Below are 14,962 nucleotides of genomic sequence, written 5' to 3'. Positions count from 1 at the left end.
TGCGATGAAGATAACCGCCATCACGGTGTGGCTGGTGCCGCTGACCAGTCACGAGACCTATTACATGGCCGACGGCAAGGCTTGTGACACGGTGGAAACCGCCATTGTGCGGCTTCAGACCGATACCGGGCTTTCCGGCTGGGGCGAGGTGTGCCCGATCCCGCATTACCTGCCGGCCTATGCGCGCGGCGTGGCTCCGGCACTTGCGGAACTGGCGCCGGTTATTCTCGGCGCCGACCCGGTCGGGCCGGAAGCGCTCATGGACCGGATTGATGCCTACCTGCCCGGCCACGACTACGCCAAGTCCGCCGTCGATACTGCTCTTTGGGACCTGACGGCACAGGCAGCGGGCCTGCCGTTGCATGCCCTGCTGGGTGGCGCTCGGCAAGAGACCATGCCGCTCTATCACTCCATAACCTGCGTGTCACCCGACGACATGGCCCGCATGGCGCGCGAGGCGCATAAGACCGGCATCCGGCAGTTCCAGGCCAAGCTGGGGGCGGATGCCGACTGGCGCGCGGATGTCGAACGCCTGATAAAGGTGCGTGAAGCCGTCGGCGACGGGCCGCTGCTCTATGGCGACTGGAACTGTGGCGCGTCGCGCCTGGATGCAACCAGGGTCGGGCGCGCCGTTGCCCATCTCGACATCATGCTCGAACAGCCATGCCGGACCATAGCAGACTGCGCCGCGGTCCGCTCCGCCACCGGCCTGCCCATGAAAATGGATGAATGCGCCCACGATATCGCGTCCCTGCTTGAGGCTCATGAACTGGCGTGCATGGATGCCGTGGCGATCAAGCTGTCCAAGTTCGGCGGCCTGAGTGCCTCGCGCCGGGCGCGTGACCTGTGCCTGCACCTGGGTGCGAAAATGTGTGTTGAAGACACCTGGGGCTCGGATGTTACGACAGCAGCCCTGTTGCATCTTGGCGTATCGACAGTCCCGGCCAGCCTGCTGAATGTCTGCGACCTGTCAGGTTATGTATCACCAAGGCTGGACGAAACCGTCCCGGTGCGGAAAGATGGCCGTATTGCCCCGCCTGAAGGTATAGGTCTTGGGGTGGCGCCTGATCCCGACCGCATGGGGACGCCTGTAGCCCGTTTGAACTAGGAGTATCATCATGAAGTCGCAAACCAGCTGGATTGACCGGGCCAATGCCGTACTGCCGGCAGGCGGTTTCGGCAACTTCGATCCCGGCATCATCATTCGCGAGGGCAGGGGCTCCAGGGTCTGGGATGAAGACGGCAACGAGTATGTCGACTACCTGATCGGTTCAGGTCCGATGCTGCTGGGCCACGGTCACCCGGAAGTGCTTGAAGCAGTGCAGGAGCAACTGCCAAAAGGCCTGACGTTCTTTGCCAACAATGCCGCCGGCATCGAACTGGCGGAACAGATTTGCGATGCCATGGCGTGCGGCGAGCAGGTCCGGTATGTGACCTCCGGTGGCGAGGCCGACATGTACGCCATGCGGCTGGCGCGCGCCTTTACCGGTCGTGACAAGATCATGAAGTTCGAAGGCGGTTATCACGGCATGTCGGCCGAAGCCCAGATGAGCCTGGCGCCGGACAAGCTCACCAATTTCCCGCTCGCCGTGCCGGATTCCGCCGGTATTCCATCCGGCGTGCGCGATGAGATGCTGGTGGCGCCGTTCAACGACATCGAGTTTGCCCGCTCGCTGATCGCAGAGCACGGTCATGAGATCGCCGGCATCATCGTGGAGCCGCTGCAACGGGTCATTCCGCCGGCGCCGGGCTTCCTGCAGGCGCTGCGCGAGGAATGCGACAGGCACGGCATCGTGCTGGTGTTCGACGAGATCGTCACCGGCTTCCGCTTCGCCTATGGCGGTGCCCAGGAGCTTTACGGTGTCACCCCGGATGTGTGCACGCTCGGCAAGATCATCGGCGGCGGCTTCCCGCTGGCCGCCATTGCCGGCAAGGCCGGCATCATGGCGCATTTCGACAAGGCCAAGGTCGGCGCCGACGGGTTCCTGATGCAGCTCGGCACGCTGAGCGGCAACCCCATTGCGGCGGTTGCCGGCATGAAGACCATGGAAATCCTGCGCCGCCCCGGCCAGTACGACAAACTGCGCGCGCTCGGCAAGACACTGATGGACGCCATTTCCGAACATCTCGGCAAGGCCGGTTTTGATCACCAGATCGTCGGCGACCCGACCCTGTTCGACGTGCTGTTTACATCAACGAAAATCAAGGACTATCGCGACGTGTACAAGGCAGATGCCGCCCGCAACCTGCGCTTCAACAAGCTGCTGCGCGACAAGGGCATCTTCAAGTCACCCGGCAAGCTGTATCCGTGCCTGGCCCTGACGGAGGCCGACATCGAGCAGACCGTCGACGCCATTTCGTATGCGGCAGTCAGGTTGGACTAGGTCGCAGGTACTGCCGCCGGGACGGGGTCGGGCTGTTCTGCAGATGACGCAGCGCCGGGCAGCCGGCCGTATCTGGTCAGCAGCGCAAACGCCGGTGGCACGAAGAAGAACGACACCACCGTCGACAGCAGCACCCCGCCGGCGATGGCCATGGCGAACGGCGGCCAGAACCCGCCGCCTTCCAGGATCAGCGGCAGGAAACCGCCGAACGTGGTCAGCGTCGTCGACACGATATGACGGCTCTGTCCGGTCACGACGGCAACCATTTCGCTGATCTCGCCGCGCATGGCACCGGCGTTTGCCTGCAGCGCCGTCAGGATGATGATTGCCGCATTTATCGATACGCCGATTGACCCGATGACGCCGATCACCGCCTGGATGCCGAACGGGTACTGGAATATCGCCAGCGCCAGCAGGCTCAGCCCCATCGACATGATGGAAACCAGGCCCGCGACAAGCGACAGCCGGTAGGAACCGAATGTCAGGAAGATGGCGGCAACGGTAAGCGCGATGATCAGGCCGAGCGGACCCAGCAAATTGCGCAGGGTTTCATCGCGCGCATCGGAATCCCCGCCCAGTTCCAGCCGGTAGCCCGGCGGCAGCGACAGGCCGCTGTCGGCGATGCGCCGCTGCACCGTCTGCAAAGCCTGCTCGGGCAGTACATTGCGCTCGACAAAGCCCTGGATGGTGTTGATGCGTTCGCCGTTGCGCCGGTGGATGGCGGTTTCCGACGGCACCACCTTCATCTCGCCAAGCGCGTCCATCGGGATGCCGGCAATGTTCTGGCCGGTCTGCGGCATGCTCAGGTCGAGACTCGCGATGGCGTCAACCGATCCGCGCCCACTGTCGCTGGCGCGCACCCGGACGGGGAGCTCTTCGCTGGCTTCGATGATCGAACCGCCGGTCGTGCCTTCAAGCCGGGCCTCCAGTTGCTGTGCCACCTGGCCGAGTGTCATGCCGGCAAGGCGAACCTTTTCTTCCGACAGTTCCACCTTGAGCTTGGGTGCACCGGCGCCGATTTCGGTGCGGGTGATCATGATGCCCGGCACCTGCTGCATGATGAGCTGTACCTGTTCACCCAATTCGCGCAGGGTTGCCAGGTTCTGGCCGACAATGCGGATTTCAACGGGCGCATTGACCGGCGGGCCCTGGACCAGGCCGCGCACGATCACCCGGGCCTCCGGCGCTGCCCCATCCAGGTTCTTCTGCAGCCGGTCCAGCATTGCTTCGGTTGCCTGTGGTGACGTGGTGGTGACCAGCGCTTCGGCAAAGCTTGAAACCCCGTCCTGGTTGCCGATCATGTTGTAGTAAAACGCAGGCGCACTCTCCCCGACAACCCAGGTCACTTCGCTGACTTGCGTCTCCGCCTTGATGACCCGCTCGACCTTGCGGGCAACCTGTTGCGTTTCTGAAATGGCGGTGCCGTCGGCAAGCTTGACCTGGACATAGAACTGATTGCGGTCCACGCCGGGGAAGAACTGCGGTTTCAGCGTCTGAAACGATCCGAACCCGATCACCGGCAACATCAGTGAGGCGGCGATCGCGAGGCCTGGATGGCGCAGGGCTGTCCGCAAGATGCTGGCAAACATCCGGCCAATCGGGCCGAACGACATGCCGCCTGCAAATCCGCGCCGCGTCTCGCCGTTTGCGCCCGCAGGCAGCATCCAGCCGGCCAGCGCCGGGGTAAAGGTGAGGGCGAGGCCCAGTGACACCACCAGCATGATGATCACCGCCAGCGCGATCGAGCCGACAAAGTCGCCGGCCGGGCCCGGTAACAGGGCCATCGGCATGAAAGCAAACACGGTGGTTGCGGTGGACGCAATCAGCGGGATCGTCAGGCGCCTGACCGCCTTGTCGACAGCTTCGAGTTTATCCGCGCCTGCCTGCAACCGCTTGCGCACTTCGTCTGTCATGACGATGGCACCGTCGACCAGCAGCCCCAGGGCAACGATCAGGCCGGTGATCGACATCTGGTGGATCGGAATGCCCGCAGCCTGCAGACCGGCAATCGAAACGATGGTGGCAAACGGGATCACCATGGCCACGATGAAGGCGGCGCGCCAGCCCAGGGTGAAGAACAGCACGGCAATGACCAGCGACGTGCCGATCGCCATGTTCTGCAGCACGCCGGACAGGCGGTCCGACGTGTACTGCGCCTGGTCAAACAATTGTTCCAGCTTCATGCCCGCCGGCAAGGTTTCGGAGAACTCCTGCGCGGCTGTCGATATGCGCGCCGACCATGCGTCGACCTGCAGATCGTCTTCCATGCGTGCAGCCACCAGGATGCCGGGATTGCCGTCGATGATGGCGATGCTTGTGGTCGGCCGGCGCAGGCCGCGGGTGACTTTCGCGACGTCGCCGACCTTGACCAGCAGGCCCTGTTCCCCGGTCTTGACGGGGATGGCAAGGATACGGTCCAGCGCCTTGATCTCACCCGCCACCTCGATCAGCAGGTCCATGGCTTTGCCGCGCACCTGGCCTGCCCGAACCTTGGTGTCAGCCTGCGATATGGCGTCTGAAACGGCACTTGCGGTCAGGCCGAGCGCCGTCAGTCGCTGGGTGTCGATGGTGACGGTTATCTCTTCCGGGCTGGCGCCGTAGATTTCCACCAGCTTGGTGCCGGAGACACCTCGCAAACGGTCCTGCAGTGCCTCGCCGATACGCTGGACAATGGCAATCTTGGTGTCGTCCGGAATAACCGGCTGCAGCGCGAAGATTGCGGTGAACGCACCGGTGCGGTCATTGTCGAATTCGGGTTGCGTGGCACCTTGCGGAAACTCGCGCGCGGCATCGGACAGCGCATCGCGGATTTCCGACCAGCTCTGCTCGATCTTTTCATCTGAGATGAATTGTGACAATTCCACCTGAACCACAGATATGCCGGATCTCGAAACCGAGGTAATCTCTGCAATTTCAGGGATTTCCTTCAGTTCGGTTTCGATCTTCTCGGTAACCAGCGCCTCAACGCGCGATGGATCAGCGCCGGGATATGGCGTTACCACAGTGGCAAACAGGTTGGTTATTGTCGGGTCTTCCTGGCGCCCGATGGTCAGCAGGGCTGACAATCCGGTGGCCAGCATCATCACGACGACCAGGGCAAACACACGCCGATTGCGGTACAGCAGGGTGGACATGGCGGTGTCAGCTCCCGGTCAGCGCTACAAGTTGGCCTGACACAACCCTGTGGCCTCCTTTGGACACCACTTGTGCATTGGCCCTGAGCGTGCCGCGGACATATGCCCTTTCGCCTTCGATGTGCAGCACCTCCACCGCTTCAGTCTGGACTTTTGCCTGCCCGTCCTGAGCTGCAACCACAAGAACAGACCACAAGCCCTTGTGACCTTCTTTCAGGGCGGCAAGCGGCAGCCAGGTTCCGCGTTCGCGCACCGGTGTTTCCACGTTGAGTGTAACGATCTGCTGGAAGGCTGCGCCATTTGAAGTAACCATATCGAACAGCACGGGCACCGTCTGGGTGGCCGTTTGCAGGTCCGGCCTCATTGACGACAGGCGGGCGGAAACCGGCCCCGCATCGGTCTCGATCCGGTATCGGGCGTTTCGATCAAGCGACCGGGCCACATCCGGCGGCAGGCCGATACGGGCCTGCGGTTTGCCGGTCTCAAGCAGCGAGACAACCGCTGTTCCGGCCGTGATGACACTGCCGTCATCGATATTGCGTGTGCCCACCACTCCGTCGAAAGGGGCGGTCAGAACGGACTTTCTGATGTCGATGTCCACCAGGTCCATCTGGGCCGTGACCTGGTCAATGGAAGCCGTTATGCGATCGACACTGGCGGTTGCCTCGTCTTCGCTCTGCTGCGGGCTGAAGCCTTTCTTGCGCAGGTTCGACTGGCGTTTCAGCGTCAGTCGCGCCAGTGTGCGTTCTGCTTCCAGTTCGCGCTTGCGTGCCTGCAGCCGTTTGCGGTCGGCCTTCAGCCTGTCCGTGTCCAGTTGTGCAATGACATCACCGGTGCGAACTTTCGAGCCTTCGTCCACGCTGATGGTGAGAACCAGGCCTGCCAGCTCAAAGGCAAGGCTGGTCTGGCGTGCCGGTTCCAGCCGTCCGACATAGCGGGTCTGCGTTACGTACTGCTCCTGCATCCTGACCGGCAATGTCGTAACCGCAAGCGGCGGGTGTTGCAGTGGCTGCGCTTCGGTAGACGCACGATACTGCAGCGCTGCTATGCCGCCGGCAGTCGTAGCGGCAATCACCAGCGCCGTGCTTCCAATCACCAGGCCACGCACAAGCTTGCGTCCAAGTCCGGTCGATTTGCTCTCGGGTTCGTTCCCGGTATAGTTCTGCAGGTCACTCACGAGCGTCTCCTTCGAGCTTTGACCTTGAAAGTTACGTCGACTAACATATGTTAGATCAGCTAACTTTCAAGGAAAAAGTTAGTCGGTCTAACTTTTTGTCGCAGTCAGGAATTAAGATGACGACACAAATCAGGGATGAAGGCGCCGCGGTGCAATCCAAATCCCGCTATCATCATGGCGATCTGAAAGAGGCGATGGTGCTGGCGTCATACGATCTCGTCAGGCGCGATGGTGCGGAAAATTTCAAGCTGTCCGATGCCTGCCATCAGGCAGGGGTCTCGACGGCGGCACCCTACAAGCATTTCCGCGATCGCAATGAGGTGCTTGAACTGGTCATGGGCATGGGATTCGACGAAATGACCCGGCGCTCAACGGCTGCCGTGGAAGAGGCAGGGGTCGCCACCCTTGCCGGTTTGATCGCCATGGGTCATGCCTATGTTCGCTTTGCTGTCGAAGAACAGCGCCTGTTCCGACTGATGTTCGGTCAGCACCCGCTGCTCAAGAAGGCCTCCAGCGTCGAAGATGACGGCATGAAGTGTTTTGGCAGCGTAATCGAGCAGGTTGCTCTTTATTGCGAGCGCCACAATGTGCCGGGCGATCCGAAAACCATAGCGGTCCGGCTCTGGACATTCGTGCACGGTGCAGCATCGCTGCTGATCGATGAGGACTATGCCAAGGTTGCACCCGGCCTTGATGTCGAGGCGCTGATAGCTGACACCACGCCGTCGCTGCTCAGGTAATGCCGTCCTTGCGGTTCTGCCGGTCAATCCAGTCGGCGGCGAATGTAACCAGTGCGCCATAGCCAGTGAGCCTGCTTTCCGCATTGCCGATCTTGCCCGTGGTCACGGCGCCGGTTTCCTCCCAGGCTTCGCCGGCAGGTACGAACAGACGGCCGAGATCATCTTCCACATCGGGCGCCTTGATCCAGGCTCCGTCCGCGCCGTACCTGATATCACGCAGGATGGTGCGACGGTGCTTGGCGGTGCTTTCAGCCGCGTGCAGGGCGGAACATCGGTTCCAGCCCACGCCGATCAGCAATATCTTCATGGCGGGCCGGTCTCTCAGCCGCCCCCACGGGGTTTCGGGACCGGTGGCCCAGTCGAGCGGGTCATGATCGGCCGCCAGTTCGGCGGCATCATGGCCCAGCAGGAGAACGGAGCTTGTGGGATGGTTGCTTCTGGCTACCCCGGGCCAGCGCCGGAAGGCCTCCGGAACCGCCCCGTTCTGCCGCACATCGGAGCGCTCCGGGTCGAAGCCGGGCACCTGGGACCTGAGATGCAGACGCTCTTCTTCGGACAGGCTGACGTCAATCAGAGTGGCGGGATCATAGGCGTCCTGGCTGAAGCCCGGCATGCCGATCAGGCCGCGATCACCAACGGCCTCAATCAGCGCTTCTATCAGGCCTCTCGGGCCGCCGATGACATGGCCGATCCGGGCCAGCGACGTGTGCACGAAAACTCCATCGCCCCGCTTTACTCCCAGTGCCGAGAGTTGCGCCACCAGATCGTCCTTGCCAATGATCAATGTGTCGCTCCCTTGCGGCTGCGGCATGTCCTAAGCCTGCCTATTGTTGTTGCCATTGCCGTTGTTGGCAAGGCCGAGCAACGCGGCAAACCTTGGAAACCGCTTCTTCAGCCAGCCCCCGTGCTTGACTTCAATGCGCCGACGCCAGCGCCTGACAATACTCGAATCGATCGACAGGATAATCAGGCCGAGCGGCACCATCCAGAAGCCCAGTATGGGGAGAAAGCCCAGTATCCCGCCAACCACGAGGCCGGCGCCGAGCAACCGGCGCGCGGTCGGGCTGCCGGGCACTTTCAGTGAATGATTGCCGATGCGAACACGTCTTGTCATCAGCCGCCATCTAACCATTGCATCACCGCGATACAAGGGCGTTGGCCGCTGAATCGAAAGAGTTTTTAAACTTAGTGTCACAATGTGGCAAATTGGGCTTTAACACCGCGAAACTGTCTGCTATAGGCAGGCCATCCTTCCTCGGTAGCTCAGTGGTAGAGCAATCGGCTGTTAACCGATCGGTCGGGGGTTCGAATCCCTCCCGGGGAGCCAATTTTCCTGGCAAACCATTGTTTTGTCTGGTGAATAAGGTTGGTGGCCAAACCACATCCACCAACCGTCACGATTTGCCGCCTGTCAGACGGCAAATACTTGCACCATAAAGAATTGCTCACACCTTCTGGTTCAACCTGGGCCAGCCAGCTTACCGCCTTACACAGCTATGTGCGCACAGCATATGATCAGCAAGGTGTTTGTATTCGGCTGAGTGTACAGGCGGCGGGCGCTTGAAGTCGAAAACCCGTGATGCTTGTTCAACACCCTGGGCGATGCCAGAGGAGTCCCACTCATCAAAAAAGTATTCAGTGCTGACCGGTACGTATCCTGCCTCCGGAGTTTCAGCCCAGGGAGACAAAACAGCCATAGTCGAAGTCCGGCGTGTCCAGCGTCGCACCTTGGCGGTCCACTGTCAGCAAGTCGCCGGAAAACGAGTAAGATGTGCCGATCATGATGGTATGATCATCAACGTCGAATGGATCGCCATTTGAAACAACACATCTGTCACGGAAGGTGCCGCGATAACCGATGTAGATCGGTGTGTCCCCGACAATCGGCAGGCCGGCCAGGGTGAAATCATACCGGGCGCTGACGGAAAATGCTTCCATTTCGCCGAAATCAGACGTGGCGTAGTCGACATTCATATATGTGCCTTCGATCTGAATACGGCTGTCATTGGTCATGAACCACCGGAATACGCCGCGAGCGAACAGGCCGTCAGACAACGCTCTGAAAGATTGGAAGTCTCGAGCAGAAAAATCGACATACCCACCCTGTGCGTACAATGTAACGCTATCCAGGTAGACTTGGGCTTCACCTCCGACAAATGCCACATCACTACGCGGTGGATCGGCGAGGGCGGTTCCAAAATCAGTTGTTCCTGCACCACCGAACACACCAAACAGACCGCCGGACGGGTCGCGCCAGCTCAGATGCACTGCGCCCTGGAATGAGTAACGTGGGCCAAAGGTATCGGTAGAGCCGGCTGGTGATTCGGTTGCCTTGGTATTGTATTCATATTTAGCGTCTGACTGGATTGACAGATTATCACCAAGCGGCAGGTTCAACCGGCCCGCGCCGCCTGTTGCAAACACCGTCTCGTCGCTCTCCACAATCTGAGGGCTGTTGTTGATTATCTGAACGCCTGCCCATTGTTCCACAACGCCGGAGACGATCAGGCCGAGTTGCCGATCCAGGTCAGCCGCACCTGCCGGCGCGTTGAAGGCGCACAAGGCTGCTGCTGCGGCCAGAAGTGATCTATTCATTGACAAAACCCCAGCAACTAGTGCCTGAAACCAGTCTATCGGCGATAAGCATACACAGATTCCACAATGTCAGACCAGCGTAATTCGCCTTCGCTCCAGCCCACCATGCAAACATGACTTGATTACCACAATACACACCCCGCCCGGTGAATGACCGTAAGGCCGTTATCTTTCTACGATCTGGATTGTCGGTGTGAACGTCCAACTGCACTGTAAGGTGTGGGGAGAATAGAAAAACCTGTTCCACATCTCTGTTTAAATACCTGCAGCTTTACCACCCGTGAACCTTTGACGCGTAGTTTGCCTTCTGCTTGGTGGGCAATTCAGTACAGCGTATGTCCAGTTTGCATAGATGCCGGGAGGGGATTTTGGGGCGGCACTCGAAACCCCTCCTTTGGCAATCGCCAGACAGCCTTGCGGCGCATTCATACACCTGAAATTCAACTGAAGTTCATGGGCATGAAATCCCGACTGGCAGGGCTTTGGATCAGTTGTTGAATCAATTGTTCACCATCAAATTTAACCTAACGTCAAAAAAACTGCGCGATATTTGACCCAATGTGTTGAATTGAGCATTGGATGAGGGTGAAAGGCAGTGGGGACGGCATGGCGAATTGGTTGGGTTTTCTGGCAGTAGTGATCTTGTTCGGCGTATTTACATTTACGCTCTGGTGGCTTCTGAAATTGTCTGTGAATGAAATCGGCATCTGGGGGCCGGTTCTGATGGCACCGCCGTGCCTGCTCGTTGCCTGGCTCATCGACCGCAAGATCTTTCGTGCCTGGCAGGCACCGGACGAGGAATCGCTGGAGCGGTAGGCTCATCCTGTCCCATCACATCATCGGCCAAAAAGCTCCTGCAGCTTGATGCGCTGGATCTTGCCCGACGGGCCTTTCGGCAGTTCGGCCATGAAGTGAATCCGGTCCGGTGACTTGAACGCGCCGATCTTCGAGGTACACAGGTTTATCAGGTCCTGCTCGCTGACACCGGACTGGGTGTTGAGCGCGACACCAGCTTCAATGCGCTGGCCATAGCGCTCGCAGGCACACGCAAAGGCAGCTGCCTCAACCACGTCCGGATGGGCGTAAAGCGCCTCGTCCACCTCGCGCGGCGCGATATTCTCACCCCCCTTGATGATCAGCTCCTTGAGCCTGCCGGTGATGAACACATACCCGTCCTCATCCATGCGCCCAAGGTCACCGGTGCGCAGCCATGCATCTTTGGTCAGGGATGCGGCGGTGGCCTCCGGGTTGTCGAGATAGACCCGCATGACATTGGGCCCGCGCACCAGAACCTCGCCTTCCACACCGGCAGCTACCTGGCACTGGTTGTCATCGGCAATCATCACTTCATTGCCGATTGCCAGGCCCGGTGAGCCGATTTTGCGCTCGCCAGGCGGCAGCGGGTTCGACAGGATCTGCGCTGCGGTTTCCGTCAAGCCCATGGTTTCGATGATGGGAAGTCCGAATTTTGTTTCGAACGCTTCATGCACATCCGGTGACAATGGTGCCGATGCCGACCGCCCGAAGCGCAGGCCGGGAATGTCGGCCGGATTGGCTGTCGCCTTTTCCGCATCATGCAGCAGGTAGGAAATCTGCGTCGGCACCACGGAAAACCAGGTGCAGGCGTGATCGCGGATGGTCGACCAGAACGAGGAGACGGAAAATTTCGGCGGCACCACTACCCCGCCACCGGACACCAGGGGTCCCATGACGGTCACGCACAGCCCGTTGATGTGATACAGCGGCAACACGCACAAGGCACGGTCCGACGCCGTCAGCTGATGCGCCAGTACGGCATTAACTCCCCCCGCCAGCACACTTGACTGCCGCAGCACAACACCCTTGGGCCGGCCTGTCGTACCGGAGGTGTACATCAACAGGCCGTCGTCATCATGTGCCAGCGGGGGAAGGTCCGCCGCATCGTGGCAGATTTCAAAAAATCCGTCATCAACCAGAACGGTTTGTGGCGGCTGGTCCAGGGTCTGCAGGGCTTGTGCGACCAGCTCCTGAGTCTGCTGCTGGGCCAGCACAAGGCGTGTCGATGAATGCGACAGCACATAGGAAATCGTGTCATTGCCGGCCACAAGGTTGATGGCCGTGGCCAGGTAACCGCCATACATGATGCCCAGAACAGAGATCGCCGATGCAGGCCCGTTGCTCAGTGCGTAAGCCACCGCCTCACCTGGCTTGATACCGTGCCGGGCGATCCGGGCAGCAACTGCACAACACCGGTCGCGAAGCTCGCGGTAGCTGGTCGCCCTGCCGGTTGCCGGATCGGTGAGAAACACTGCGTCCGGCGTCGCACCGGCCCGCAGGTCGATCAGCCCGCGAACCGAAAGGCCATTGATCTGGTTGGCATCGATGGCGGCGGCCTCATTCATTCGCCGGCCTGTTGCCAGTAATCTGAAAAGATGTCTTCAACCGCCGGTTCGTTCACCGGGATGGTACGGACCACCTTGGTGGTGTTCATGAAGTGGCGATAGTTGAGATTGTCGTCGATGGAGTTGCCGCCCCAGCTGCCGCAGCCCATGGACAGGGAAAACGGCATGCCGTTGTCGAACGATCCGCCGGTGGCGAAACAATGCGCCTGGTTGACGATGACCCGGCAGGTCGGCATTTCAAGCCCCATGCCGAGCGCACGTGCATCGTCGGCCGTGTGCAGTCCGATCGAGTGGCCGGCGCCCTGATGTGCCAGTATCCTGGCGCTGAGCTGTTTCGCGGCATCGAAATCAGCAGCACGATAGACCGAAAGCACCAGGGACAGCTTTTCACCTGACTCCGGATGATCCGGACCGATGCCGTCTGCCGCAACCATCAGGAAGCGCGCACTGGCCGCGTCCTCGACATCCACCTCCGCGACATCGATAACCCGGTCAATGTCATGGGCGATCATGTGCCGGTTCAGTTTGCCGCCCTGGAACAAGGCTGACTTGAGCTTGTCGGCCGTGGCGCCGCGCAGCATGCGGCCGCCGGCGGTTTCCAGTTCGGTAATGAACGCATCATAGATCGCGTCGACCACCACCAAAACGTTTTCCGATGAACACGAAGTGGCATTGTCGAAGGTTTTCGATGCTGCAATCTTGCGCGCTGCTTCAGCCAGGTTTGCGGTCTCATCCACGATCACCGTGACATTGCCGGCCCCGACGCCGATGGCCGGTGTGCCGGAAGAATAGGCCCGGCGCACATTGTCCTGGCTGCCGGTGACAACCAGCAGGTCGGTGGTTTCCATCAGGCGCTGGGTCTTCACCTTGGACGACGGCGCCGGCACCATCTGCACCAGGTCATGATCAAGGCCGACCTTGTCGAACTCGGCGTGAATGTAGCCGAGCAGCTTCTCGCACACCTCGACACCTTTCGGGGACGGCGACAGGATAATGGCATTGCCGCACTTCAGCGCGTTGACGACATTGTTGACCGGTGTCGCCACCGGGTTTGTCGACGGCACGACGGCACCGATGACGCCAATGGGCCGGGCAATTTCTGTTATGCCGCGAGCCGCGTCATCGGACAGGATGCCTTGCGTTTTCGCGTGACTGATGTCGCGCAACAGGCCCAGGGTCTTGCGGTGGTTCTTGGTAATCTTGTCGGCCACATTGCCGAGGCCGGTGGTTGCAACCGCCATGGCGGCCAGCTCCGCATTTCGGTCGGGCTGCATCAGCGCCCAGGCTGCCGCCAGCGCCGCAGTGTCATAACGGGCCTGGTCGGCGCCCGTCTCGTATTTGGCCTGCGCAGCCCGGGCCCGGTCCACAATCGCGTCAATGATGGCTTCCTCATCTGTCGGCGGTGTTGAAAAAGCGACTTGGCTTGACATGACTGCACGGGTCCTGGGTTCGGGTTTGGTCGGTCTGGGTGTTTTCGAAGGCGGAGCGCAACAAGCTCCGCCTTCGAAGGTTGTGGTTGTTGTTGCGGGAATTACAGGCCCTTCAGCAGTTCTTTCAGAACCACTTCGCGGTCTGCCCACATTTTCTGCACTTCCTCCCGGTTCATTATTTTCATCGGCGAACCGCCGGCTTTCATGCGCTTGGCAACACGCGCATGGCCAAACATCATCGGCACCTGCTTGGCCAGCTTGTCGATGACCGCTTGAGGCGTGCCTTTCGGCACCATCAGGCCGCGGAAATTGACGGATGAGTTGTCGACATCAAGACCTGCTTCCTTCAGCGTCGGTACGTCCTTGATGAAATCATTGCGTTCAAGATCAGCAACCCCGAGAATCTTGACGTTCCCGGCCTCGCGGGCGCGGAACGCGTCAGACAGGTTGTTGATGCCGGCCAGCACTTCGCCGCCGATCACTGCCTTCATGGCAGCAGCGCCACCGCCCTTTGTCGGCACGTAAGCCAGCTTGCACTCACAGGCCTTTTCGATCTGCAGTGCCGCAATGTGATGGCCTACAAACAGGCCTGCGCCGGAGGTCGTGGTCTTGCCGGGGTTGGCCTTGGCATAGTCGATCAGCTCCTGCATGGAATTGAACTTGCTGTCCTTGCCGACGACGACCACAGCCGGGTCGGAGCCCCAGTTGGCAATCGGTTCAAACGAGTCTGCGGAATATTTTACCCCGCCCTTGATCGACTGGGCGATGAAGTGGGGAATGTTGTAGGCCGACATGGTGTAGCCGTCTGCCGTGGCTTCGGTTGCAAACCAGTTCCAGCCCTTGCGGCCACCGGCGCCGGGTTTGTTCAGAATGTAGATCGGCTGGCCGAGAATGTCGGCATTGCCGGCCACCATGGTCACGATGCGGGCCTGAAAGTCGGTCGCACCGCCTGCGCCGTAGGACACGGCTACGCCGATGGGACGGTCCGGATAATCACCGGCAAATGATCCGGTTGCCGCAACCGCCAGGGTGGCGGCCGCCAGAGCAGCAGTTTTAAGAAGTTTTTTCATAGTGTCTTCCTCCCAGAAGCTTTCTTGGTTGTTTCAATCAATATGGCATCC

12 protein-coding genes and 1 tRNA gene are annotated in these 14,962 nt (G+C 60.3%); 5 read left to right on the top strand and 8 right to left on the bottom strand.

Going from position 1 to position 14,962, the window contains the following annotated elements; translation table 11 throughout:
• The first annotated feature begins 4 nt into the window (after positions 1 to 4).
• Both DHN55_RS04050 and DHN55_RS04045 read left to right on the top strand, forming a co-directional pair.
• A complete protein-coding gene (locus tag DHN55_RS04050) occupies positions 5 to 1,108 on the top strand; it encodes an enolase C-terminal domain-like protein (protein WP_108880090.1) in 1,104 nt (367 codons plus the stop codon).
• Positions 1,109 to 1,118: 10 nt separating this feature from the next.
• A complete protein-coding gene (locus DHN55_RS04045; RefSeq protein WP_108880089.1) occupies positions 1,119 to 2,384 on the top strand; it encodes an aminotransferase class III-fold pyridoxal phosphate-dependent enzyme in 1,266 nt (421 codons plus the stop codon).
• Here DHN55_RS04045 and DHN55_RS04040 read toward each other — a convergent pair.
• Together DHN55_RS04040 and DHN55_RS04035 are read right to left on the bottom strand one after the other, a co-directional pair.
• The gene (locus DHN55_RS04040; RefSeq protein ID WP_108880088.1) at positions 2,381 to 5,518 is read right to left on the bottom strand and encodes an efflux RND transporter permease subunit; all 3,138 of its coding nucleotides are present in this window, start codon (positions 5,516 to 5,518) and stop codon (positions 2,381 to 2,383) included. The genes DHN55_RS04045 and DHN55_RS04040 overlap by 4 nt on opposite strands.
• Positions 5,519 to 5,525: 7 nt before the next feature.
• Positions 5,526 to 6,695, bottom strand: a complete 1,170-nt coding sequence (locus DHN55_RS04035; protein ID WP_108880087.1) for an efflux RND transporter periplasmic adaptor subunit — start codon at positions 6,693 to 6,695, stop codon at positions 5,526 to 5,528.
• A 116-nt stretch (positions 6,696 to 6,811) separates the two neighbouring features.
• On the opposite strand from DHN55_RS04035, the gene DHN55_RS04030 reads away from it, so the two are divergent.
• Positions 6,812 to 7,435 carry a TetR/AcrR family transcriptional regulator gene (locus DHN55_RS04030; protein ID WP_337659903.1) on the top strand — a complete coding sequence of 208 codons (624 nt, stop codon included), beginning with the start codon at positions 6,812 to 6,814 and terminating at the stop codon, positions 7,433 to 7,435.
• Here DHN55_RS04030 and DHN55_RS04025 read toward each other — a convergent pair.
• Both DHN55_RS04025 and DHN55_RS04020 read right to left on the bottom strand, forming a co-directional pair.
• Positions 7,428 to 8,246 (bottom strand): AAC(3) family N-acetyltransferase, encoded by an 819-nt coding sequence (locus DHN55_RS04025; protein ID WP_108880085.1) that lies wholly within the window; start codon positions 8,244 to 8,246, stop codon positions 7,428 to 7,430. The genes DHN55_RS04030 and DHN55_RS04025 overlap by 8 nt on opposite strands.
• A 3-nt stretch (positions 8,247 to 8,249) precedes the next feature.
• Positions 8,250 to 8,549 carry a hypothetical protein gene (locus DHN55_RS04020; protein ID WP_337659902.1) on the bottom strand — a complete coding sequence of 100 codons (300 nt, stop codon included), beginning with the start codon at positions 8,547 to 8,549 and terminating at the stop codon, positions 8,250 to 8,252.
• Between the two features lie 138 nt (positions 8,550 to 8,687).
• Between DHN55_RS04020 and DHN55_RS04015 the strand changes: the two genes are divergently transcribed.
• Positions 8,688 to 8,762 (top strand) — tRNA-Asn (locus tag DHN55_RS04015).
• A 344-nt stretch (positions 8,763 to 9,106) separates the two neighbouring features.
• On the opposite strand, the gene DHN55_RS04010 is transcribed toward DHN55_RS04015, so the two are convergent.
• Entirely contained in the window at positions 9,107 to 10,030 is a 924-nt protein-coding gene (locus DHN55_RS04010; RefSeq protein ID WP_108880084.1) for a hypothetical protein, read from the bottom strand.
• Positions 10,031 to 10,636: 606 nt separating this feature from the next.
• Between DHN55_RS04010 and DHN55_RS04005 the strand changes: the two genes are divergently transcribed.
• A complete protein-coding gene (locus tag DHN55_RS04005; protein ID WP_337659901.1) occupies positions 10,637 to 10,846 on the top strand; it encodes a hypothetical protein in 210 nt (69 codons plus the stop codon).
• Between the two features lie 20 nt (positions 10,847 to 10,866).
• Here DHN55_RS04005 and DHN55_RS04000 read toward each other — a convergent pair whose 3' ends face one another.
• The 3 genes from DHN55_RS04000 to DHN55_RS03990 all read right to left on the bottom strand — a co-directional run bounded on the left by DHN55_RS04000 (position 10,867) and on the right by DHN55_RS03990 (position 14,911).
• Positions 10,867 to 12,411, bottom strand: a complete 1,545-nt coding sequence (locus DHN55_RS04000) for an AMP-binding protein (protein WP_108880082.1) — start codon at positions 12,409 to 12,411, stop codon at positions 10,867 to 10,869.
• On the bottom strand, positions 12,408 to 13,841 hold the full coding sequence (sauS, locus tag DHN55_RS03995; RefSeq protein WP_108880081.1) for an acylating sulfoacetaldehyde dehydrogenase: 1,434 nt from the start codon (positions 13,839 to 13,841) through the stop codon (positions 12,408 to 12,410). Before sauS ends, DHN55_RS04000 begins: the two co-directional genes overlap by 4 nt.
• A gap of 101 nt (positions 13,842 to 13,942) precedes the next feature.
• A complete protein-coding gene (locus DHN55_RS03990; protein ID WP_108880080.1) occupies positions 13,943 to 14,911 on the bottom strand; it encodes a tripartite tricarboxylate transporter substrate-binding protein in 969 nt (322 codons plus the stop codon).
• Between the last annotated feature and the right edge of the window lie 51 nt (positions 14,912 to 14,962).

This window comes from Anderseniella sp. Alg231-50, from assembly GCF_900149695.1.
Lineage (GTDB): Bacteria > Pseudomonadota > Alphaproteobacteria > Rhizobiales > Aestuariivirgaceae > Anderseniella.
The sequence above is the reverse complement of the archived record's forward strand: the minus strand, read 5'-3'. Positions and strand labels throughout refer to the sequence as shown.